The organism is Vibrio sp. SG41-7 (assembly GCF_014164465.1).
Classification (GTDB): domain Bacteria; phylum Pseudomonadota; class Gammaproteobacteria; order Enterobacterales; family Vibrionaceae; genus Vibrio; species Vibrio splendidus.
In genome coordinates this window covers 1-20,673 of sequence record NZ_JACJFF010000037.1, presented here as the reverse complement: position 1 = coordinate 20,673, position 20,673 = coordinate 1, and the positions used below count along the sequence as shown (strand labels likewise).

The 20,673-nt window shown below is 42.6% G+C and carries 18 protein-coding genes; 8 read left to right on the top strand and 10 right to left on the bottom strand.

Going from position 1 to position 20,673, the window contains the following annotated elements; translation table 11 throughout:
- Positions 1–491: 491 nt before the first annotated feature.
- The 5 genes from malT to H5300_RS12000 all read left to right on the top strand — a co-directional run bounded on the left by malT (position 492) and on the right by H5300_RS12000 (position 6,479).
- Positions 492–3,200: an HTH-type transcriptional regulator MalT gene (malT, locus tag H5300_RS12020; protein WP_026012276.1), complete on the top strand. Its 2,709-nt coding sequence runs from the start codon at positions 492–494 to the stop codon at positions 3,198–3,200.
- Positions 3,201–3,779: 579 nt separating this feature from the next.
- A complete protein-coding gene (locus H5300_RS12015) occupies positions 3,780–4,700 on the top strand; it encodes a DUF368 domain-containing protein (RefSeq protein WP_182796045.1) in 921 nt (306 codons plus the stop codon).
- 203 nt (positions 4,701–4,903) lie between these two features.
- Positions 4,904–5,344 carry a hypothetical protein gene (locus H5300_RS12010; RefSeq protein ID WP_102448285.1) on the top strand — a complete coding sequence of 147 codons (441 nt, stop codon included), beginning with the start codon at positions 4,904–4,906 and terminating at the stop codon, positions 5,342–5,344.
- Positions 5,341–5,937, top strand: a complete 597-nt coding sequence (locus H5300_RS12005) for an SCO family protein (protein ID WP_182796044.1) — start codon at positions 5,341–5,343, stop codon at positions 5,935–5,937. Before H5300_RS12010 ends, H5300_RS12005 begins: the two co-directional genes overlap by 4 nt.
- 83 nt (positions 5,938–6,020) lie before the next feature.
- Entirely contained in the window at positions 6,021–6,479 is a 459-nt protein-coding gene (locus H5300_RS12000; RefSeq protein ID WP_065206703.1) for a copper chaperone PCu(A)C, read from the top strand.
- Between the two features lie 99 nt (positions 6,480–6,578).
- Here the strand turns inward: H5300_RS12000 and H5300_RS11995 are convergent, their stop codons facing one another.
- Positions 6,579–7,199, bottom strand: a complete 621-nt coding sequence (locus tag H5300_RS11995) for a glutathione S-transferase family protein (protein WP_108121867.1) — start codon at positions 7,197–7,199, stop codon at positions 6,579–6,581.
- A gap of 273 nt (positions 7,200–7,472) precedes the next feature.
- Between H5300_RS11995 and H5300_RS11990 the strand changes: the two genes are divergently transcribed.
- Entirely contained in the window at positions 7,473–8,006 is a 534-nt protein-coding gene (locus H5300_RS11990) for a DUF4136 domain-containing protein (protein ID WP_054541576.1), read from the top strand.
- 154 nt (positions 8,007–8,160) lie between these two features.
- Here the strand turns inward: H5300_RS11990 and H5300_RS11985 are convergent, their stop codons facing one another.
- The 6 genes from H5300_RS11985 to H5300_RS11960 all read right to left on the bottom strand — a co-directional run bounded on the left by H5300_RS11985 (position 8,161) and on the right by H5300_RS11960 (position 14,832).
- Positions 8,161–9,513 (bottom strand): BamA/TamA family outer membrane protein, encoded by a 1,353-nt coding sequence (locus H5300_RS11985; protein ID WP_182796043.1) that lies wholly within the window; start codon positions 9,511–9,513, stop codon positions 8,161–8,163.
- 322 nt (positions 9,514–9,835) lie between these two features.
- Complete coding sequence (locus H5300_RS11980; RefSeq protein WP_182796042.1) at positions 9,836–10,546, bottom strand: DUF302 domain-containing protein; 711 nt, start codon at positions 10,544–10,546, stop codon at positions 9,836–9,838.
- A 141-nt stretch (positions 10,547–10,687) separates the two neighbouring features.
- Positions 10,688–10,987 carry a muconolactone Delta-isomerase family protein gene (locus H5300_RS11975; RefSeq protein WP_182796041.1) on the bottom strand — a complete coding sequence of 100 codons (300 nt, stop codon included), beginning with the start codon at positions 10,985–10,987 and terminating at the stop codon, positions 10,688–10,690.
- A gap of 80 nt (positions 10,988–11,067) precedes the next feature.
- Entirely contained in the window at positions 11,068–12,153 is a 1,086-nt protein-coding gene (locus H5300_RS11970; RefSeq protein ID WP_017081820.1) for a transporter, read from the bottom strand.
- On the bottom strand, positions 12,153–13,955 hold the full coding sequence (locus H5300_RS11965) for an arylsulfatase (RefSeq protein ID WP_081089959.1): 1,803 nt from the start codon (positions 13,953–13,955) through the stop codon (positions 12,153–12,155). The genes H5300_RS11970 and H5300_RS11965 overlap by 1 nt, the downstream gene beginning before the upstream one ends.
- A 55-nt stretch (positions 13,956–14,010) precedes the next feature.
- Positions 14,011–14,832, bottom strand: a complete 822-nt coding sequence (locus tag H5300_RS11960; protein ID WP_259397683.1) for an alpha/beta fold hydrolase — start codon at positions 14,830–14,832, stop codon at positions 14,011–14,013.
- A gap of 437 nt (positions 14,833–15,269) precedes the next feature.
- Here H5300_RS11960 and H5300_RS11955 point away from each other — a divergent pair, with 437 nt between their 5' ends.
- Positions 15,270–16,295 carry an AraC family transcriptional regulator gene (locus tag H5300_RS11955; protein ID WP_182796040.1) on the top strand — a complete coding sequence of 342 codons (1,026 nt, stop codon included), beginning with the start codon at positions 15,270–15,272 and terminating at the stop codon, positions 16,293–16,295.
- A 56-nt stretch (positions 16,296–16,351) separates the two neighbouring features.
- On the opposite strand, the gene H5300_RS11950 is transcribed toward H5300_RS11955, so the two are convergent.
- From H5300_RS11950 to H5300_RS11940, 3 genes are all read right to left on the bottom strand, one after another.
- Positions 16,352–17,014 carry an OmpA family protein gene (locus H5300_RS11950; RefSeq protein WP_029224309.1) on the bottom strand — a complete coding sequence of 221 codons (663 nt, stop codon included), beginning with the start codon at positions 17,012–17,014 and terminating at the stop codon, positions 16,352–16,354.
- Between the two features lie 188 nt (positions 17,015–17,202).
- A complete protein-coding gene (locus tag H5300_RS11945; RefSeq protein WP_017081815.1) occupies positions 17,203–18,426 on the bottom strand; it encodes an HlyD family secretion protein in 1,224 nt (407 codons plus the stop codon).
- Positions 18,427–18,747 (bottom strand): hypothetical protein, encoded by a 321-nt coding sequence (locus H5300_RS11940; protein ID WP_017072398.1) that lies wholly within the window; start codon positions 18,745–18,747, stop codon positions 18,427–18,429.
- A 636-nt stretch (positions 18,748–19,383) separates the two neighbouring features.
- Here H5300_RS11940 and sstT point away from each other — a divergent pair.
- Positions 19,384–20,598, top strand: coding sequence for a serine/threonine transporter SstT (gene sstT / locus H5300_RS11935; protein ID WP_004732110.1), 1,215 nt, complete (start codon positions 19,384–19,386; stop codon positions 20,596–20,598).
- Positions 20,599–20,673 lie beyond the last annotated feature (75 nt).

Sequence of the window (20,673 nt, the reverse complement as noted above, 5' to 3'; positions counted from 1 at the left end):
CGCTAACGCGACAAACTAGGAGTAGATGGGAGGGCGTAGGGGGCGTACCGACATAGGGTTAGTGATCTGACTCTCATGTTCTGACTTCGAACAAAAACTTGGAGTGACTAAGATCACAAGCTCCCGTTCGATAACTTACCTTCAATTGATGTGACTTTTATTTAACCGGATTAAAGTCATTATCAAATTTGATATTCAGATCACGAAAATAATTTCGTCCTCTCATCTTTTGCATAGATTCACGTGTTGGAATGAAGGAAGTCACATTCACAAACCAACCCGCTATGTGAGCAAAGTCTCAAATAAAGGGCGTAGATGCCTAAAAACATGCAGGAGTGCAAGGTTTCTGAGGAGGATCATAGTCGGTGCCGTTTTGCTTCACGTAATATGATTGAAGACTTAAGTAATTAGGCTGATGTCATTCGATTACACTCAACGATAGATTGAGGTAATCCAGAACATAAGCCACGGAATAGGTGAAAAACTTCGACATGTGGATCCCTTCGAAACTGACTCGTCCCGGCCGCTTACATAATGCAATCCTACGACCTAGGGTTCTCGATCTGCTCCAACACGCAGATTGCTATAAGCTTGTATTATTCCGCTCTCCAGCGGGGTACGGCAAAACCACAATGGCAGCACAATGGCTGGTAGATAAACCCAATGTGGGTTGGTACAGCATTGATGACAGTGACAACGATGCTTTTCGCTTTATCAACTACCTAATGCAATCACTCAATAAAGCAACTCAAAATGCCTGCCCTAATGCCCAAAAGCTGGCAGAAAAACGACAGTTTTCATCGTTGCATTCTTTGTTAAGTGAAGTGTTTGCTGAGATGTCTGAATTCCACCAAGAATGTTTCCTTGTGCTGGATGACTACCACTTAGTTAATAACGATGACATTCACGAGGCGATGCGCTTTTTCCTCAAGCACATGCCTGACAACCTGACGCTTGTTGTGACTAGCCGTGGCACTCCACCACTTGGCACGGCAAACCTTCGCGTTCGTGATTTGATGATTGAGATTGGCAACGATTCGCTGGCTTTCGATACTGAAGAGACGACGCGCTTCTTCAACCAACGTGTCGCCGATGGCGTAGATGACACGACCGCTGGCAGTATCTGTACTTATGTTGAGGGATGGCCTTCGGCGTTACAGCTTATTGCCCTTCAAGCTCAGCATCAAAAACGTACGCTTGCGCAATCGGCAGAGTCTTTCTCTCACTTTAACCATGCCCACCTTTGGGATTACTTGGTTGAAGAAGTATTCGATCTACTGGATAAAGAAACCCGACAGTTCTTAATGCAGTGTTCAGTACTTGATCATTTCAATGACGAATTAGTCTGCGCGCTTACACAGCGTGAAGACGCACTGGGTATGATCGAATCACTCAACCGATTTGGCTTATTCATCTACCCGCTTGAAGGCGAGAAGAACTGGTACCGATTCCACAATCTATTCGGCGAATTCCTCGCACATGAGCGCCAAGCTCGAATTCCGCAACAAGAAGCCGAGTTGCACCGAAGTGCCGCGAAAGCGTGGATCAAACAGAAAACGCCTCATCAAGCACTGCGACACGCGCAGCGCGCTGAAGACCCAGAGCTGATCATCCAAATCCTGACTGAACACGGTTGGCCGATGTTCAACCAAGGTGAGCTTTCATCATTAGAGATGGCGATCAAGCAATTGACTACGGATCAACTATACAGTGAGCCGAAGCTATCAATGCTGCGCGCTTGGCTTGCACAAAGTCAGCACCGCTATGATCAAGTGGGGACTTTGTTGGAAGAGGCTGAGACTCAATATCAAGCTCGAAACATCGAACTCGATACTCAGCAGCAAGGCCAATACAACGCCTTGCGCGCCCAAGTTGCCATCAACAGCAATGAGCCTGAGAAAGCATTGGAATTGGCTGAGCTGTCGTTAAGCCAGCTGAACACGACCGTTTATCGTAGCCGCATTGTGGCAACGTCAGTTGTAGGTGAAGTGAATCACGTGATGGGCAACCTGAGCCGTGCGCTACCGATGATGCAGCAAACAGAGAAGCTTGCTCGCCAGTATCAAGTTTACCATCAGGCGCTGTGGGCGATTCTGCAACAAAGCGAAATTTTGATTGCTCAAGGTTATGTTCAAGCTGCGTTTGAGCTACAAGACAGCGCATTCAAATTGATCGAAGAGCATCAGCTTCAATACGTGCCTCTACATGAATTTTTGCTGCGTGTTCGCGCTCAGATCTTCTGGTGCTGGAACCGATTAGATGAAGCGGAAGAGTGTTGCTACAAAGGCTTAGATATCCTTGGACACCACTCACCAAGTAAGCACCTGCACAGTTACTCAATGCTGGCTCGAATTTCATTGAGCCGCGGCGAGATTGATAAAGCGTCGAAATTTATCGACCAAATTCAACACCTGCTACGTCAATCAACTTACCACGTAGATTGGACCGCAAATGCTTCTCTTTCTTTGATTCTGTTCTGGCAAGTAAAAGGCAATAAAGAGGCAATCCGTGATTGGCTAAGCGTGGCGGTTCGACCTGAATCGGCGAGTAACCACTTCTGTCAGCTTCAATGGAGAAACATCGTACGTTCTCACATCATCCTTGAGCAGTATGAAGATGCGGAAGAAGCGCTGACTTTCCTTAAGAGTGAAGCGCAGCGTTCACATCTGATTACAGACACCAACCGAAACTTGATCGTTGAAGCGGTGTTGCGTACACAAATTAACGATGAAGACAGCGCACGCGTGCTACTTGAAGAAGCGCTTCATATGACCAACCAAACCGGTATGGTTGGTAACTTCTTGGTCGACGGTGGGACTATCGGGCATATCTTGGATAAATTGAGCAACAAGCCAGGCTTAGGTGACTTAGAACGCCATCGCGCTCAACAGATCATGAAAGATATCTCAACCACCCAACGCAGCCGCTCGGTTCACTTCGATGAAGACTTTGTTGAGAACTTGGTTAATCACCCGAATATTCCTGAGCTTGTGCGCACTAGCCCACTCACCCAGCGTGAATGGCAAGTACTTGGTCTGATCTATTCTGGGTTCAGTAATGAGCAAATCGCTCAAGAGCTCGATGTAGCGGGGACCACGATCAAAACTCACATCCGTAACCTTTACCAAAAGCTCAACATTGCTAACCGCAAAGAAGCAATCAGCACGGCAGAGAACTTGCTGCAGTTGATGGGTTACTAAAACGGATTCGAGATTGATTCGAGATTGATTCGAGAAAAGCTTAAGCTAGTCACCAATGGTGGCTGGCTTTTTTTTCATCTGAGGTTAGAGCTTAAAAATGTAGGAACTGGAAAAGAAAAAAGACAATCACCAAACGACAGGCAAAAAAATAGCCAACCGCAATAATCGCGATTGGCTCTATATATTTGTGAACAAATCATAAGTTCACTAACAACGTCAGTTGGCTAGGTGACCCTCGGCTTAAGAAGGGTCAATGTATATAATGCAGTTAGCGCGCCAACTTTAATTCGGCGTTTTATAAGCCCTGCATCGCATAAAAACCATGAATTTGTCATGCGAATTGCAAAGTGCATTTGCATAATGCAACCAAGATGCAATATTGATAAGAGATCAGTTTTATCTTTGCTCTTAATGACAAATTACTAAGTGGTTGTATTTTAAATGTTAGGCAAATGTTCACTTCAACTTATTGCCTTACAATTAAGAGAGTAATAAAAGCCCCTCCCCAATGGCATATTCATACTTTTTTTACACTAAAGTTTGTATACTGCACAAAATCACCCTCAACTCTATGAAGCAATGAACTACTTAAGTACTTTTTTCAAAGGCATGGCAATGGGCGCAGCAGACGTTGTTCCTGGCGTGTCGGGCGGAACCATCGCATTCATCACTGGTATCTACGATACGCTGCTAGAAAGCATTCGCAGGATTAACCCTAGTGTACTTGGCTTATGGAAACGCGAAGGCTTCAAAGCCGCATTTAACCACATCAACGGTTTCTTCCTGATTTCACTGTTCGCAGGCGTATTCACGAGCATTGCGACATTTGCAAAACTGATTTCTTGGTTATTAGTCACCCACCCCGTTCCACTGTGGTCTTTCTTCTTTGGCCTGATCTTGGTGTCGGTTTTCCATATTCTTAAGCAAGTAGAGAAGCGCGATATGATTCGATTCGTGTTTTTGCTGCTTGGCGTTGCTTTCGCTTATAGCATTACCGTGCTTAAGCCGCTGCAAATGGAGCCTACCAGTATCAATATCCTCATTGCGGGTGCGATTGCGATCTGTGCGATGATTTTGCCGGGTATCTCGGGTAGCTTCATTCTGCTATTGATTGGTATGTATGGTCCGGTTCTTGGTGCGGTTAAAGAGTTCCAAATCGACGTGCTTGCGCTATTCCTTAGTGGTTGTGTGATTGGCCTACTGACTTTCTCGCACGTACTTTCTTGGTTACTGCGCTCATTCCGCGATTTCACACTAGTGTTCTTAACTGGTTTGATGATCGGTACGCTGCCTAAGATTTGGCCGTGGAAAGAAACCATCAGCTGGCGCACAAACTCAAAAGGTGAGCAAGTTCCTCTACTTCAAGAAAATCTGTCACCGTTTGATTTTGAAGCCGTAACCTCTCAGCCTTCTCAGCTGGTAATGGCGATTATGATGATGTTGGCTGCTATTGCCTTGGTTCTAGGACTAGAGAAATTTGCAGAGCGCAACGCTGACTAATCATTCAGCCAACTTCTGGAAAGCGTTTAGAACGGATAATGCTTAGAAATACTAAGCTCACTTCTCGATTGAACAGACAAAAGCGAAGCCAATGGCTTCGCTTTTTTAGTTCTACCATACGCACAAAATTGCTTTTTGATACAAGCACGTATTGAGGGGTATGATAACATCGCCGCTCTTATAAAATTAGATGAGAACACGACATGCACCCAGCATTAAAGGTGGTGGCTCTTGGCATTGCTCTCGTGGCAGGTTTTTATGGGCCGCAAGTATTTCAAAAATTTAAGTCGGTCATTGAGCACTCAACTGCCGAAGTCAACTTGGATGACTACTGCATGCTTTCAACCATATCGTGTGAGCAGGAATCCATTTCAATGTCGCTTGATCGCGAAACCGCGCAACCTCTTCTACCCACAAAGATAAAGGTCGTTTGGGAAGGTGCTGCATCTGAGACACTGATGTTATCGCTCACAGGTTTAGAAATGGAAATGGGATCAGCGCGTTTTCAATTAAAGAGCATTGGCAACAATACCTATGAAGGTGATGTGATTTTACCTGTATGTACTTTAGATAAAATGACATGGATCGGTGAACTCACTGATGGTGTCGATACTGTAAACCCTGCAATAAGGATGGCAAGATGAGTAGAAATTGGTCGTTAGCATTGGTTGTCGCTTTTGTACTTGGCTTTGGTGTCAAAAGCTATCTTGATGGGCAAAACGAAGTTCAAGAACAACACGCTGCAAAACAAGAGTTCTCCGCAACGACTCTTTTCGGCAAAGACAACCAACCAACGGAAATCTTTGACCAAACCGATGACAGAATTCGCATCGTTTACTTCGGTTTCACACGTTGCCCAGATGTATGCCCTACTTCTTTGGCTATGTTGGCCGGAGCACTTAACCAAGTTTCTGATGAAGCAAAAGCCAAGATTCGCCCAATGTTTGTTTCTCTTGACCCTGAACGTGATGCCGCTGAAGCCTCGTATGAATACGCGCAATATTTCCACCCGATGATGGAAGGACTAAGTGGTCCATTGGATATCACAACGACTCTGGCTCATAACTACGGCGTTATTTTCAGAAAGACCAAGCTTGAAGGTTCAGAGTTGGAATACACCCTAGACCACAGCTCATATTTTTATTTTTTAAAGCCCGACGGTACCTTGATTACCAAAGTACCGCACACGTTGACGCCAGCGCCAATTGTTGAGGCTATCAACAAGCTGACGCAGTAAACGTAAAAACAAAGAACTTAACCAATAAAGTTCAAACATAAAGTCAGGTCCCAGACCAAAACATAAAAATTAAGGACAACAACATGAAGTTAAAAGCACTTGCTCTAGCAGGCTTATTGCTCACCCCTTTTGCTCAGGCTAGTAGCGATATTATGGTTCATGACGCGTACGCTCGTGCAACACCGCCTTCAGCAGTGAACAGCGCGGTATTCACGACTCTGATGAACCACAGCGATAAAGATCGCGCTATTGTTTCTGCAACAACACCTGCAGCAGGTAAAGTAGAACTTCATGATGTAATCATGGATGGCGATGTTATGAAAATGCGCCAAATTCAAGAGATCACCATTCCTGCGAACGGTGAAGCGGTACTTAAACCAGGTAGCCTACACATCATGTTGTTCGACCTAGCAAGCAGCCTAAAAGAAGGTGAGAAAATCGAGATGACACTGACTTTCGCCAATGGTGAAACGCAGACCTTCGATGCGCCGGTTAAGAAAGTAATGAGCGGCATGAAGAAGATGAATCACGATCATCATTAATACAATACAGCACTAACAAACATTCTGTTATAGCTATAAAAGAAAACAGCCATGATGACGAAAGTTATCATGGCTGTTTTTACTTAATCAAAGTAAAGTTCAAGGCTCTCTCTGCTGAGCCATTTTAAATGCGGGACGAGATGTACAACGTTGCACATAACTCATCAAATTAGATTGTGGGATCTCTTGCTGAAAACTTAGCGCCCACGCTAAGGTGTGTGAAATTAAAATATCAGCAATAGAAAACACCTCACCCAATAGGTATTCGTTACTATCAAGTTGTTGGCTCAAAACTGATAAAGCGTTTTGGAACTCCTTTTGACAGACAGGTAAAATGCCATCCTGACGCATATCTTCGGGGTAAATAAAGCTGTGTTTAGCCATCGTCCACAAAGGTTGCTCAAGCTCACAAACCGCAAAAGAGCACCATTTAGCACAAAGTGCCTTTTCTCGATTGTCACTCTTGTCGCTTGGTTTGATTTGCCCCTTACCGTACTCCTGCGCTAAAAACTCTAAAATCGCTGTTGATTCAGACAAGACAAAATCTCCGTCGACGATCGCTGGCGTTTTACCTGCTGGGTTAATTGCCAAATACGCATCGGACTTATTTTCACCCGATGAGAAATCAACTTTTTTAAAGTTATATTCAATACCGAGCTCTTCTGCACACCAAAGTACGCGAGTAGAGCGGCTATTTGGGGTGCCATAAATATCAATCATGCATTATTTACCTATATAACTAAACACCAGTGACTGATGCAAAAAATACAACCAAGTGAAGCACAACAACCGTGCTAATCATTGAAGTCAATACTCCCTTTATCCAGTTCACTATAATTTCCCCTTGAGCAATAAAACCAAAGTTCGGTTAATAACATCAATTTAGTTGTCTGATTGATTGGATATATCGAACAGAAATCTTCGAATACCAGAAAAGTATAATCACCATAGAAAGAGAGATTCATTTCAAACCACCGTCATAGGACATAAAACATGCTTCGCTTAACAACAATATTATTAACGCTTCCTCTAGCGGCCTGCTCTACAATAAATACTGACTTTGATAAGCAAACCGATTTCTCAATGTATAAAACCTATGATTTCGGCTCGCTTGAAACAGCGACAGAAACAATGAATAAAGTGCCGATCAGCATCGATTCAATCAGGATTGAAAGTGCGATCATCAAAGAAATGGATCGTACTGAGGTAGAGTTTGTAGAAGACGGAGGCAGCCTATATGTTCGCTACCAACTTCAGCAAGAATCAGAACTTGTTTCTTCCGGCTCTTCCTTTGGTATTGGCTATGGTCGGAACAATTTCCGCGGGGTAATGTCCACCCCACAAAATTATCACGAACAGACGTATGGACAATTAGTTGTAGAGTTGGTCGATGACCGAACAAACATCGTTGTATGGACAGCGAATTCAAGCCGAAAATTAACTCGCTCAATGAGTTCTGAGGAACGTGGAGAACTGATTTCCGAGGAAGTCGCTGAAATGTTCCAACAGTACCCTTCGTATAAATGAATGAAAACTTCTAGGTTATTACTTCTCTAAATTTTGGTCATTCAGTTTAGAGAGAGGAAAAGCCCAGGCCTTCAAGGAAGAAGGCACCTTAGTCACCAATGTAAGAGAAGCATCAGTAGACCAAAGCTTGATAAATAATACCTCGATTTCTCAATCAAAAGGGTTGATTCACCATAAACCAGAGGTTGGCTCCTTCATTAGAAACAGCGAGGTCCGTACGCACAACTATACCTCCAGCAAATGCTCGTAAAGACACCCCAACGTCCATTTTCATATCTGATGTTAGCTCTTTCAGGTTATAGTCGCTTGCCACCTCTCCCACCTCAACGAACCCAACCAGTTGGAACCAATCGACATTTAAAAAGCTCAACCAATTAACGTTTGTTATCGGGTTATATTTAAGGGTATAACGATACTCACCAGACAAATATAGGCTCGCCTTGTCATGGAAACGATAGGAATCATAGCCACGCATTCGGTTCCAACCTCCTAACGTTGCTCCTTCGTTATAAGGGGGGGAATTCTCAACAAGCCGTCCGCTGTCGGAGTCATTATTTACACTCCAGCTCGGCGAATAACCAGTCCACAGGTTAAAAGCTAAGATTCGTTGCGATGCAAATTGGCTCTGTCCCATTGAAAAGTATTTGCTGACGTCTAACTGAATAAAATTCCAATCGCCATCAGAGTCAATCAAATTGCCATCGCCAGAAAAACTCAGATACTGTCGACTTCCCATACTAGGGTTTGGATAGAAGTCCGTATTATCGTACTGAACACCGAATTCTATGGCATGAAGATCTCCACTGATTTGGTCTTCATTTTCGAAAGACTGATATCGATTGAACTGGTTCATGATGATGGTTGTTGATCCATACTCGAATGGATTCCATTGGTGCCTGACGGGAAGATCGACTAGCAAACCGTTGGATACTCGATAACTCTTGATAATCTCACTTTTACCGGTACCAATCGGTAATATGTACTCTAGTTTAATGTCTAACCAATTAGAAAACCCGCTCGCTTGAATGTTTTGCTCACTGGAAGAGCTGGAGCTTCCTGGTATCGGAATCCCATTAGGATATGGATAATATTCAGCCCCTGTATAAGCCGTATTTTCAGGGTAATACGCATACATTCCATATACAGAGATGAATAGCCTTTCTATACTCTCTACTTGGTAGTTCCAGACTCCTCCTCCCAATGCATAACTATCAGCGCCTCCCGAATACGCAGCTGCACCAACTTTCAGTTGTTCTTGTCCAATACCTTGAAAGACACCACCTACACCCATATTAAAACCCATGGACTCAGTATTAAATGCGAAAGGAATTATCAGATTGTTTTTATTTAATTTAATTTCATTGATACGCTCAAGAACATACTTACTTGAAACTGGCGTAGCCGCCATAGAAGAGAAACTCACTAAGCTAATCACACACACCATAACAACACCTACTATGTTATTTTCAAAGGGGTTAATTAGGCCGCCAACTTTTAAAAAAATCACTTATTATATTTCCATTAAAGCCTTAACATATAAATACACTTACAAGTCACGTGTCACCAAAAAGAGTTAGGAGCAGTGGACTGAGTTATATCGAACACGGTAGAGTGATATTTAGCACAATGTCAATTAGATGAAAAACACACCGTCACTATAAATAACAAGAAACACTGGGAACGTTTCATTAAGTTTTATAGTAGTAGGTAAATATATAGCTAGTTTTATATTTTATTAAAAGCCTCTTCTGTATCATCAATAATGAAAAAGATTTATGAACGTCTTGCCTATCGGCTAAAAGAAATAAATTGTTGAAGCTTACACGTACCTATCCCATCTCATTCTGCCAAACCAATAATTTTTGTGGAAATGCATCAAGGCCTAACGTTTGTGCTTGCTTCATGGCTTTACCTCCTGGCGATGGTGCACCATACATAATGAGATATGTTGGCGGTAACTTGACGTCATTTTGAGCTGCCAGTTTTTGATAATCGATCTCTTTAAAGATCGTTACGTCATCATTACGGCTAATAACCTCAAGTGCTTTTCTGATGGTTTCTTCTAAAGACAATTCACTTTCGATGGTTATCACGTCGTTTTGCGCCATTTTATCACTAGTGAATGAATTCAAAGCGCTCTCGGGCACTCCATTCAAAACATCACTCATAGCCTCATCATATTGTTGCTTTTCCTCAACCGTGAAGCTAACGTTATAACGCTCCTCAAAATAACGAGTTTGATTCCAAATCACGTTGGAGTCTCCATTTTCGTCCATATATACCAATATTTTCAAAGGCATATCTAACGCAATTAAACGTTCTTTTTCTATCAGACTCGACTCCAAAACTGGATCATGAAACATAATTACCTTCGAGGGTAAAAGCGGCTCTTCAGCTTGATTGGCAAGTCTAGAATGATCAATCGCGATAACATTTGACAGTTGAGGTAGGTCTTTAATATTGCTATCAATAATTTCGATATAATCATCAACGAGTTGGTATTTTCCTTCAAATATCTTATTAAAGGAACAACCTACCAATAGAGTACAGCTTAACGCTAAAAAAAATTAACTTTCGCATTTACAATGCCCTGAATAATTTTTAAATAGGGGGATGGAGATAGTAATAAAAATGAATAATTAAATAGACCAAGTAAAATCATTCCCCTCAGTCTATAAATATTACTTTTTCCACCTGCGCTTTACATCTTCAGCAAACTCTTCATAGTCACGAACCGGGATAACCTCTTCTAGAACCATGATATTTCTCATTGGCATATCGCCATGAACAGTTTGCTCTATTTCATGGTGCTCCATATCAACAACCATTATCACGCCGCGTTGTCCTGTAATTTTATATAGAAACTTAATCTTACCTGCTGACTTAGCTTTTAACGCCGCTTCGGCTTTTTTTTCCCAAAGGTCCCACAGCTCTTTCTCTGTTAACCCCGCATGTTCAACACGCACTTTTACAAAATACATTGAAACCTCTCAAACTATAGTTCAGCTTCCCCCATCACTCTGGAAGTAGGAAGTAGGAAGCTGAGTTTAAAAATTCATATTTAGAACTTAAAACCTGTCCGGTCTAACCCATCAAGAATATCTGCCCAGTAATAGACCAAGTTGAAACTGAAGGTGCTCATTTGCGCTTCGCCAGCACCACCATCATTAATGGTCGTCTGATAACCCAATGAGGCATTCAAATTACGCGTAAGATCCGTAGCAACCGTAAAGCCAACGCTTGAAAAGTCCTGACCCTCAAAGCTTCCATTGTTGGAAACTTGAACATTACCGCTGTTGGTATAATCACCTGATTTCACGTAGGAGTAGTCCAAAGAAACCCACACATGTTGGCTTAAATCGTAAGTCAAATGAGCACCGAGGCTGTAACCTAAATCAGTGCTTTGAGAGCCGCCTCCATACATGTCGTCATTATCGCCATACCAAGTGACAGCAGGTAGGAGTTCTAGCGAAGCACGCTTACTTGGCGCCCACACATCTCCTAACTGATACATCATCGGGAAACCCACTCTTCCCCACAATCTGTTCGTGCCCATGTTAATCGCTTGATCCGAGTCATATTCACCAAGCGGTACGCTTAAGTCGACCAATAAGTCCATTTGAAAGCCCGGTTGATAACGAATCGCTTTAGGTAGCTCATCTAATGCTGGAGAACCGATTAGCCCAATCGTAAATTCAAAAAATGGGTCACCGATACCATTAGTTGAATAATACTGAATAGGCACATTGGATACTGTTTGCCCACCACTAGTTACTTGCCCCGTCGCTGTCACATTCATGTTGCCAACAGGTTGTAAGTAGGAAATACGAGCTGACCTGTCACTAATGGGGAAGCTAATCGAATAGCCCGCTAACGCCATTGTTCCTTCTAAATGAATGTCATCAATACCGGGTTGTGGTAAATGAGCATTACCGTTGTCACCTAATGTAGGGTCAAATGGGTTAATATTTCCGTCAAAGCTGATCCCTAATATAGGTATCGCTTCTACTCCTAGTAACGTACGTTCATAAAACCTTGGAGGTAATGTCAAAGCACTAGCACTGGTAGAAACAATGAGCCCGGCACCCACGAGGTATTTAGTCATTTGATTAACTGAATCTGAATTTATGCTGAATCCTTTCATCATTATTCCTCCTCCACTTGCTTAGGTTCTGCCATCATATCTTGAGGTGGCGTCCATCCTTTTTTGTACAAACCAGGCGGATACTCTGATCCTTCATCATTGCCCTCTTCAAAACGAAGAGGCCCATCCCACCAATCACTTTCATGGAAATTTCGGCTGCCAAGAATGACATTGTTCTTTGGCACATATTCGTTTTCATAAATTGAGACGAGTTCATTCAATATCTCTGGATGCTTATCAGCTAGGTCGTAACGTTCAGAGAGATCTTTCTCAATGTTATACAGTTGCCACTGCTCATTACCCCAAGGCTTAATATTATTAGAGATTTTCCACTCGCCGCGACGTAATGCTCGTGAGTTACCACTCTCCCAACCAAACCAATCCTCTCCCGTTCGAACCGTTGCCTCAGGATCATTTAACATCTCAAGCCAAGATTTAGCCTGAGTGTATCCATTGGGGAAATCTTGATTGGTCATTTCAGCTAAGGTCAAGAAAATGTCTTGAACATGCATAAAATCATTACGAATACTTCCGGGCTTATGCGGGCTATCTTTCGCCGGTTTAACAATCAGTGCATTACGAATTCCACCTTCCAAGGCAAAGTCTTTATGTCCAAAGAATGGTGCAGCCGAAACTTGCGCCCAACCGGGATCGAGCTCGGTATAGTTATTCTCTGTGCCTTGCAAACGAATATCACCTTGATCAGACCAGTTTCTTGCTTTGAAAATGTAATTTTTCGTTCCAAACGTCGTGATTCTGTCAAAAGTGCCGTTGCCCTCAGGGCCGTTGTCTCCAAAGAACAAAATCATGGTATTGTCATATTCGCCACTGTCCTTCAAGTACTGTATTACACGGTTAAGATGATGATCCATGTTGGTCATCAAGCCAGCATAAAGCTCCATTTCTCTTCCTAGTGCCGCTCTGACAATTGGTGCGAGCATCTCACTATCCGGCACGAACCAATATCGCTCCGCAAGTTCAGTAAACTCAGGAATAATACCCAGCTCTTTTTGCTTGTTATAACGAGCTAATCGTACTGCAGACCAACCTTTGTCATACTGCCCTTGATACATGCTTCTCCACGGTTCATCGACATGCAAAGGATCATGAGGCGCTTGGTAAGAGAGGAAAGCAAAGAAAGGCTTGTCATCCTTTGCTTTATTATCTTTCATGAAAGACAGCATTTTATCGGTGTAAGTCTTACTCGAGTAATAGTTATCTGGCAGCTCTTTAAGGTACTTTCCGTCTTCAGTAAATTGTAGCTTTGGTGCCTCTTCCCACATCGCTAACATACTGTAGTGGCTACCATGATCATCCAGCATAACGAAATCACGATCAAAACCTCTCGCTCTTGGAATCAAATTAGGAAAACGCCCCAGATCCCATTTGCCACTAACAAACGTCGTATAACCCGCTCCCTTCATAAGATCACCTAGGGTGACAAATTCTTCTCGAAGGAAACCCTCATACCCAGGTTTGTCCTTTTGGTTTGGTGCAGTGAATAGACCCATAGTACCGGCGCCCGCACGGTGATGATCAACGCCAGACATTAGCGAAGTTCGGGTTGGGGTACATAAAGGATTGGTGTAATAGTTGTTAAAACGTAGCCCTTCGTTCGCGATAGAATCGATTGTTGGCGTTTGAATTTCACTACCAAATGCACCAACATCTGAAAAGCCCATGTCATCAGCGGTGATGATTAAAACGTTCGGCTGTTTTTCTTGTGCCAACGAGGTATGAGCGTACATCAAAGTGAAACTCATCAGTAAGCTACTGAACACCCGATATTTTCTTTCTTTGTTCATATCAAAATAACCTGAGCCTCTTATTCAATTTCTGTTTACCGGTCTCAATAACCACTTATTTTTCCTCTTGCTTAGTAATCCAATCAATTACCATGTATTCGAATTCTTTATGACTGTCTTGATAACAAAAATGGCCACTGTCTTTAAACACTGTTAATTCAGCATTCGGCATGCGTTCAGCGAGACGTTCCCCATTCTCGACATAGAGAATGGCGTCGTTTTCTCCCCAAAATATTTGAGTAGGTAACTCAATTCTCTCGAGAAGTGGATCAACCGTTGTTAAACTTTTTGGGTAATCTTTGAACCATTGCATTACGGCGGGCATTCGATTGCGATACGATGCGATATAGTCCGAAACCTCTTCTTCATTAGGGCGATAGTTTGTATAACAAACCTTGATACAGCCTTGAATTAAAGACCCAGATCCTGTCACTTTAAAGACAGTGCGCCAGAATGATGAGCCGACCATTTTGCGAATGGCACTTGCATTTGACGAAGGGTCAATCGCTGGGCCATCACCTATCAATAGGCTTTTTACATCGTTGTCATAAGTGCCCGTGTAATAAACGATCGCCGGCATACCAACATCAGGCCCTAATAAGTGTGGTGATTGAATATCAAAATGATTCAAGAAATCTTTTAAAAAGTCACCTTGAGCCTTGAAAGACATATATTCAAACCCGCCAGTACTGCCGCCGAATCCTGGCATATCGTAGGCATATAGGTTGTAGTGTTCAGCCAACCCTGTCCAAATAGGGGCATACGCAAGAATGCTTTGAGGAAAAGGGGAAAGCATCACAAGAGTCGGTTTACCAATCGCTTCAGAATGTGCGTATCGAATATCGACACCATTTATCTTGGTTCGCTTTATTGGCATGGATGGTGTCTTTCAAATGTTGGGAACATTGGATAGTCGTTTTTTCTTCGCAACTGCTCCAAGCTTTTATATTCAGAAGTCAATAACATCAGTGCCGATGCGTTAATACGATCAAACACGCTAATTTTTTCTATCTTAGGAGTATGTGTCATTAATTAATCTCTATTTAATTCTCTGAAGTTAAAAGACGCTGAAACCATGATTAAAAATTTCCATCCAATTTATTTATGGTTCTCAAAAAATAGTATTGGGGTTTACTCAACTCAGTATTTACAGCTATCAACAATTGTAGTTAACACCATTGTTACTAATATTATCGCCACTACTTTACCGATATATTTGATGTTAACTAACATCGTTGGGGTCTGTTAAAACTCGTTAAATTACGTCATTTATGCTATATTTATGACCTAATTCACAGAGGTTTGGATGGATCAATGACTATCAACACAACTTACTTTATAAGGGTAAATAGCCTGATGAATTTGTATTACAACGTATGTAATCAATATTATTCAGATCCAATCTCCCCACAGACAATTCCCCAATCCGCGTTTAATCACACAATGAACCTGTTGCCCATTTCTGAGGTATTTCAGCTTTATGAAGAACTCGAATGCTATACAAAAAATCCAAACTTTATGCTCGAGGCTGTACGCCATTTCCGGGTCGAAGACTTGGGCGGATTAGGCCAATGGATGTTCTCTGGTCATGACTTAATGTCGACGATAAGAAAGGTAAATTACGGCATGGGGTGTATTCAATCCGGTGCTTTTTGGGTTGCTGCACCTGCGGGGTCTATCATCAAGTGGACTTACAACAATCAGTATGACGCAGAACACTTAGACGTTCATGACAGTATTAGAGTCGCTGTTTTGATGTTAAAGATATTAAAGATATTAAAGATATTAAAGAAATACCTTGGGGTAGATTTCGCTCCGATGCGCGTATTACTTTCTGGGGAGCGTGCGGATGAGAACCTATATCGAGACTATTTTGGCTGTGACGTAACATGGAATCATCATCAAACAGAGATCTGGTTTCATTCCAACTTACGCTTGGCAAATCTGGCTGAAAATCAAGATACCAAACAAACCTTTTCTTTAAATTTTGAGGACTTGGATCGATGCTTAGATATGCCCGATCCAAGCGATGATACTAAATTGGTTTATGAGGCCATCAATTACTCATGTCACTTTGGATTACCGACGCTCGAAAGAGTATCGAAATTATTTGGTCTATCTACACAAACATTTCAACGCAGATTCCACAAGTATGGCCATAACTTCACCGAAATGTGTGGTTTTGTCTTGAGTAATAAAGCCGTCAAGATGCTAAGCCAATCAATGCCTGTCGACGAAGTTGCCCACAAATTGGGATATAGCCACCTAGACAGTTTTACACATATGTTTAAGAAACATCGAGGCATGACACCAAAGCAATACCTCAAGTCATTAGAATAAAATAGAACATCCGCAAAATGTCTCTACTTGCGGATGAGAAAGATTGCATCACCTCGCTAGATGGCTTGGATACTGATCTCGACACGGCGATTGCAGGCTCTTCCGTCTTCGGTTGCATTGTCACAAATAGGGTAACGTTCACCAAGGCCGCTGGTACTGATTCGTCCACCTTTCACTTTTTGATTCACTAAGTAAGCTTTTACTGAATCAGCACGTTTCTCAGACAACTGCTGATTAGAAGCATCATTGCCAGTACTGTCGGTATAGCCTTTGATCTGCAAATACGAATCTGGGTACTCGACCAATATTCTCGCAACACCATTCAATGAATTGTATACCGTCGCTTCAAGTAGGTATTCACCAGAGCGAAAACCGATGCCGTTTTCCATCACCAACACTAACTCATTTTCACCAACACGCTTTACTTGAACGCCTGAATCTAGCAACTCCTGACGCAAAGCTTCCTCTTGTTTATCCAGTGAGTAGCCGACTCCTCCACCGATGAGACCGCCAGCCGTTGCCCCAATTAACGCTCTCTTTTTCCGTTCTTTTGAATTATCTCCAGACAGGAGACCAATCGCAGCACCAGACAAAGAACCAATCGCAGCCCCTTTTGTTGTGGAATTCGTTTCCATCTCACCAGTCGTTGCGTCCTGACGTTGAGTCGCCTGACAGCCCACCAAGCTCGTTAATAGCAACAGAGAGATAATAGGTTTAATGCATCTTTTTATTTCAGAAGATATGAATAGCATAAATATATTCCAGTTAAATTTAGACTTTCGATTAAATATTCACTGAATAGCAAACATATTAAAATTACAGACCACGACTGTGGCCCGTAATTTCATTAATAATCTTATTTTGAATAATTCGGAATTAAATAACCGAATTAACTCTGGTTCTAGATCTAGAAAGAGTAGAAGTAGTAAAGCTGCGACTTCATACGTAAAATGATTCCACGTATTACATCAAGAAACGCCATAAGCTCTGTTGGCTTTTCTCCGCTAATCCAAGCTAAACCAACCGAGCCGACTGGTACGCTATAGCCTTCAGGTTCAAAGACTTTCAACCTAACAAAGTGATGTTTGTTTTGTAGGTTCTTGCCTGTCGTAGAGCGAACATTCTGGTCAAAGCCAAGCAAGTTACTTTGCGCTTCGCCGGTTGCTTCAATAATACCTTCAACCTCTGCCGTGAATACTTTCCCTGGATAAACTGGCGTTGTAAATTCAGCCAATTGACCCGGTTTAACATTTCTAATCGCTTGATGATTCACTCTCATCAATACGTATTTCTCGTTGGTGTACATCTGCAATCGTGGAACTCTAGAAACAAGCTGACCTTCACGAAGAATAAAGTTAGTCACAAAGCCATCAGCGGGTGCATAAATCTTGGTGCTATCAAGATCCCATTTCGCTTTATTCACCTTCTGAATTGTTTCGTTAAAGTCTGACTGACGGGATTCAACCGAGAGTTCCGCTTTGGTTATTTGTAGCTTGGCTTTCTCTACATCAGATTTCTTTTTGCTCAGCTGTGACTCAAGCTTGGCCACAGTGTACACAGCAGAATCGGCGACCGTTTGCTGGTTATCAATCATGCTTTCAGTGATCGTATTACGCACGACTCGGTTTTGTTCAAGATAACGCTTCAACGTTCTTTTCTGTAAGTCTCTATTTGACTGAGCAGCTGAAAGCTCACTTTGTGTCATTTCAAAATCATGTAACGCTGCCTGATAGCTGGATTCAGCGATTTTTACTTCTTCAGCCGCAGTGCTAACCGCTACGTTTGCCGAGTCGCGCGAAATCTTCGCTTGTTCATAAGCAATTTGATAAGGCTCGTTTTCAATCTCATAGATTAACTGCCCTTTCTCAATGCGTTGGTTCGGGGTGATATAAATCTGGTCGACCTTGCCCGAGACATTGGTTGAGGTTGGGCGAAGCTGAATGTGAGGAGACTGCACCACAGAGCCTCCCGACAAATCCATTGGTGTATAGTTAATTAATCCTACCCACACAAATAACAACCAACCGCTCCCTCCTAGATAAGCGAATGCTTTAGTCCCTGTGTTCCAAGGCATGCCAACAAGTCTTAATAAATAGATGAACAAACACCAAACCGCTAAACCTTCTAACATTTAGACATCCTCTGATTGATTAACTTGAGCCGGAGAATTCCATAAATCACGCAGTCGGATAATGGCTTTTTCAAAATCTACAAACGCAATGATAATGGCGAGCACCCACACCCAGTGCCAAATGAAGCCAATCCAAGTGAGCGCGGTAATCAACCCTATCTGATGGTGGTCAGTCTTATGAGCCTTTTGAATAGGGATCTCGTGAAGCTTCCAAAAACCGAACAGGCCAGCCGCTATGGTGCTGATCAGCACGATAGCGGCTGCTATATGTAAAACGGTATCTGCAGAGGTCTCTACATAAGGGATACTGATTAAACTCATTGCTCATACTCTTGTAAATTAAGACCAACACAGGATATATGCCCCCCACTTACAACGGCAATTTTAGATAAATTACGTCATATAAAATAACATGTTGATATAATTCATCAGATAAGGTGTGCGGTATATCAAAGTAGCAAGGTATTAAGTTCAGTAGCCTGACGCTATTAAGGAGAGCTGATGAGATTCACAGCTAACGCTGCTTAAGTAGGTGGGAATGCCGATAGAAAGATTAGATGACGACAAAACATGGCAAGTCATGCACCAACGTAGATTAAGCAAAGCAGGTGATGTCTATGATGTCTGTTGAAGTGGTTTTTTTTACCTATACAAGTTTAGGCAGCTATTTCCGAACACAATGTTTTTATCAGTAATGGTTTACACACCATAAATACTAGAACATTAAGCCAATGGAACATTATTCAGCAGACTTATACCTCAACAAAAGCACAAAGATTTAACATTTAGCTCCAAAAGCACCACATGGCGCAAACAACCACCCTAAAAGTAAACTATTCCTAGACACCCTCTTAGATCCCGCTAATATGACCGCCCATTCCACTAGTGTATAGTTGGATTTGGTACAACTTTATAAAAAATACATCACTATAATAAATTAACAATTGCAGGTATTTTATGCAAAATCACAACATGCTCGCCCGCATCGCTCGTGGAAATCTCGTTCTACAGATCCTTGCTGGTATTGTTTTCGGTGTCGTTCTCGCCATGGTTTCTCCTTCAGCAGCTCAAGATGCAGGCCTATTAGGTAGTCTGTTTGTTGGTGCTCTGAAAGCTGTTGCCCCAATTTTAGTATTCATTCTTGTTGCAGCTTCTATCGCAAACCAAAAGAAAGGTCAGCATACTCATATGCGTCCAATCATTGTGCTTTACCTGATTGGTACGTTCTCTGCAGCACTGACGGCTGTAGTACTGAGCTTCATGTTCCCAACCACTTTGACACTGGTTGCTGGCGCTGAAGGTGCTAACCCTCCTCAAGGTATTGCCGAAGTTCTTCATACGCTTCTATTCAAGCTTGTAGATAACCCAGTTAGCGCACTAATGAACGCTAACTACATCGGTATTCTTGCTTGGGCAATCGGTCTTGGTCTTGCACTGCACCACGCATCTGCAACAACCAAAGCGGTTTTCGAAGACCTTAGCCACAGTGTTTCACACATTGTTCGCTTCATTATTCGTCTTGCGCCATTCGGTATCTTCGGCCTTGTTTCGACTACGTTCGCAACAACGGGCTTCGATGCACTAGCAAGCTACGGTCAACTGCTAGCGGTTCTACTAAGCTCAATGCTGATCATTGCTCTTGTCGTTAACCCACTGCTTGTCTTTGTAAAGACAAAACAGAACCCATACCCACTTGTACTGCAATGTATTCGTGAGTCTGGTGTAACGGCATTTTTCACTCGTTCAAGCGCTGCAAACATCCCAGTGAACATGAACCTTTGTAAGAAGCTAGAGCTAGATGAAGATACTTACTCTGTATCAATCCCTCTAGGCGCAACCATCAACATGGCTGGTGCTGCAATCACCATCACTGTGTTAACGCTTGCAGCTGTACACACAATGGGTATTGAGATTGATATCTTCACTGCGATTCTACTAAGCCTTGTTGCTGCAATTTCAGCATGTGGCGCATCAGGCGTTGCCGGTGGTTCACTGCTACTGATTCCTCTAGCTTGTGGCCTATTCGGTATCTCAAACGATGTAGCGATGCAGGTTGTAGCGGTTGGTTTCATCATTGGTGTGATTCAAGATTCTGCTGAAACAGCGCTTAACAGCTCAACTGACGTCGTGTTCACTGCGGCTGTATGTAAAGCTGAGCAAAACAAAGCTTAACAGCTCTTGGGTATTAGGCTTTAGCTATAAGCTCTAAGCTCTAAGCTCTAAGCTCTAAGCTCTAAGCTCTAAAAG

Coding starts and splice junctions, on each gene's coding strand:
- H5300_RS11940 (WP_017072398.1), bottom strand. CDS start 18,747: ATGAGTTTAATCAGTATCCCTTATGTAGAGACCTCTGCAGATACCGTT.
- H5300_RS11955 (WP_182796040.1), top strand. CDS start 15,270: ATGACTATCAACACAACTTACTTTATAAGGGTAAATAGCCTGATGAAT.
- H5300_RS12010 (WP_102448285.1), top strand. CDS start 4,904: ATGCACCCAGCATTAAAGGTGGTGGCTCTTGGCATTGCTCTCGTGGCA.
- H5300_RS11975 (WP_182796041.1), bottom strand. CDS start 10,987: ATGTATTTTGTAAAAGTGCGTGTTGAACATGCGGGGTTAACAGAGAAA.
- H5300_RS12015 (WP_182796045.1), top strand. CDS start 3,780: ATGAACTACTTAAGTACTTTTTTCAAAGGCATGGCAATGGGCGCAGCA.
- H5300_RS11960 (WP_259397683.1), bottom strand. CDS start 14,832: ATGCCAATAAAGCGAACCAAGATAAATGGTGTCGATATTCGATACGCA.
- H5300_RS11995 (WP_108121867.1), bottom strand. CDS start 7,199: ATGATTGATATTTATGGCACCCCAAATAGCCGCTCTACTCGCGTACTT.
- H5300_RS11990 (WP_054541576.1), top strand. CDS start 7,473: ATGCTTCGCTTAACAACAATATTATTAACGCTTCCTCTAGCGGCCTGC.
- H5300_RS12000 (WP_065206703.1), top strand. CDS start 6,021: ATGAAGTTAAAAGCACTTGCTCTAGCAGGCTTATTGCTCACCCCTTTT.
- H5300_RS11965 (WP_081089959.1), bottom strand. CDS start 13,955: ATGAACAAAGAAAGAAAATATCGGGTGTTCAGTAGCTTACTGATGAGT.
- H5300_RS11970 (WP_017081820.1), bottom strand. CDS start 12,153: ATGATGAAAGGATTCAGCATAAATTCAGATTCAGTTAATCAAATGACT.
- malT (WP_026012276.1), top strand. CDS start 492: ATGTGGATCCCTTCGAAACTGACTCGTCCCGGCCGCTTACATAATGCA.
- H5300_RS11945 (WP_017081815.1), bottom strand. CDS start 18,426: ATGTTAGAAGGTTTAGCGGTTTGGTGTTTGTTCATCTATTTATTAAGA.
- H5300_RS12005 (WP_182796044.1), top strand. CDS start 5,341: ATGAGTAGAAATTGGTCGTTAGCATTGGTTGTCGCTTTTGTACTTGGC.
- sstT (WP_004732110.1), top strand. CDS start 19,384: ATGCAAAATCACAACATGCTCGCCCGCATCGCTCGTGGAAATCTCGTT.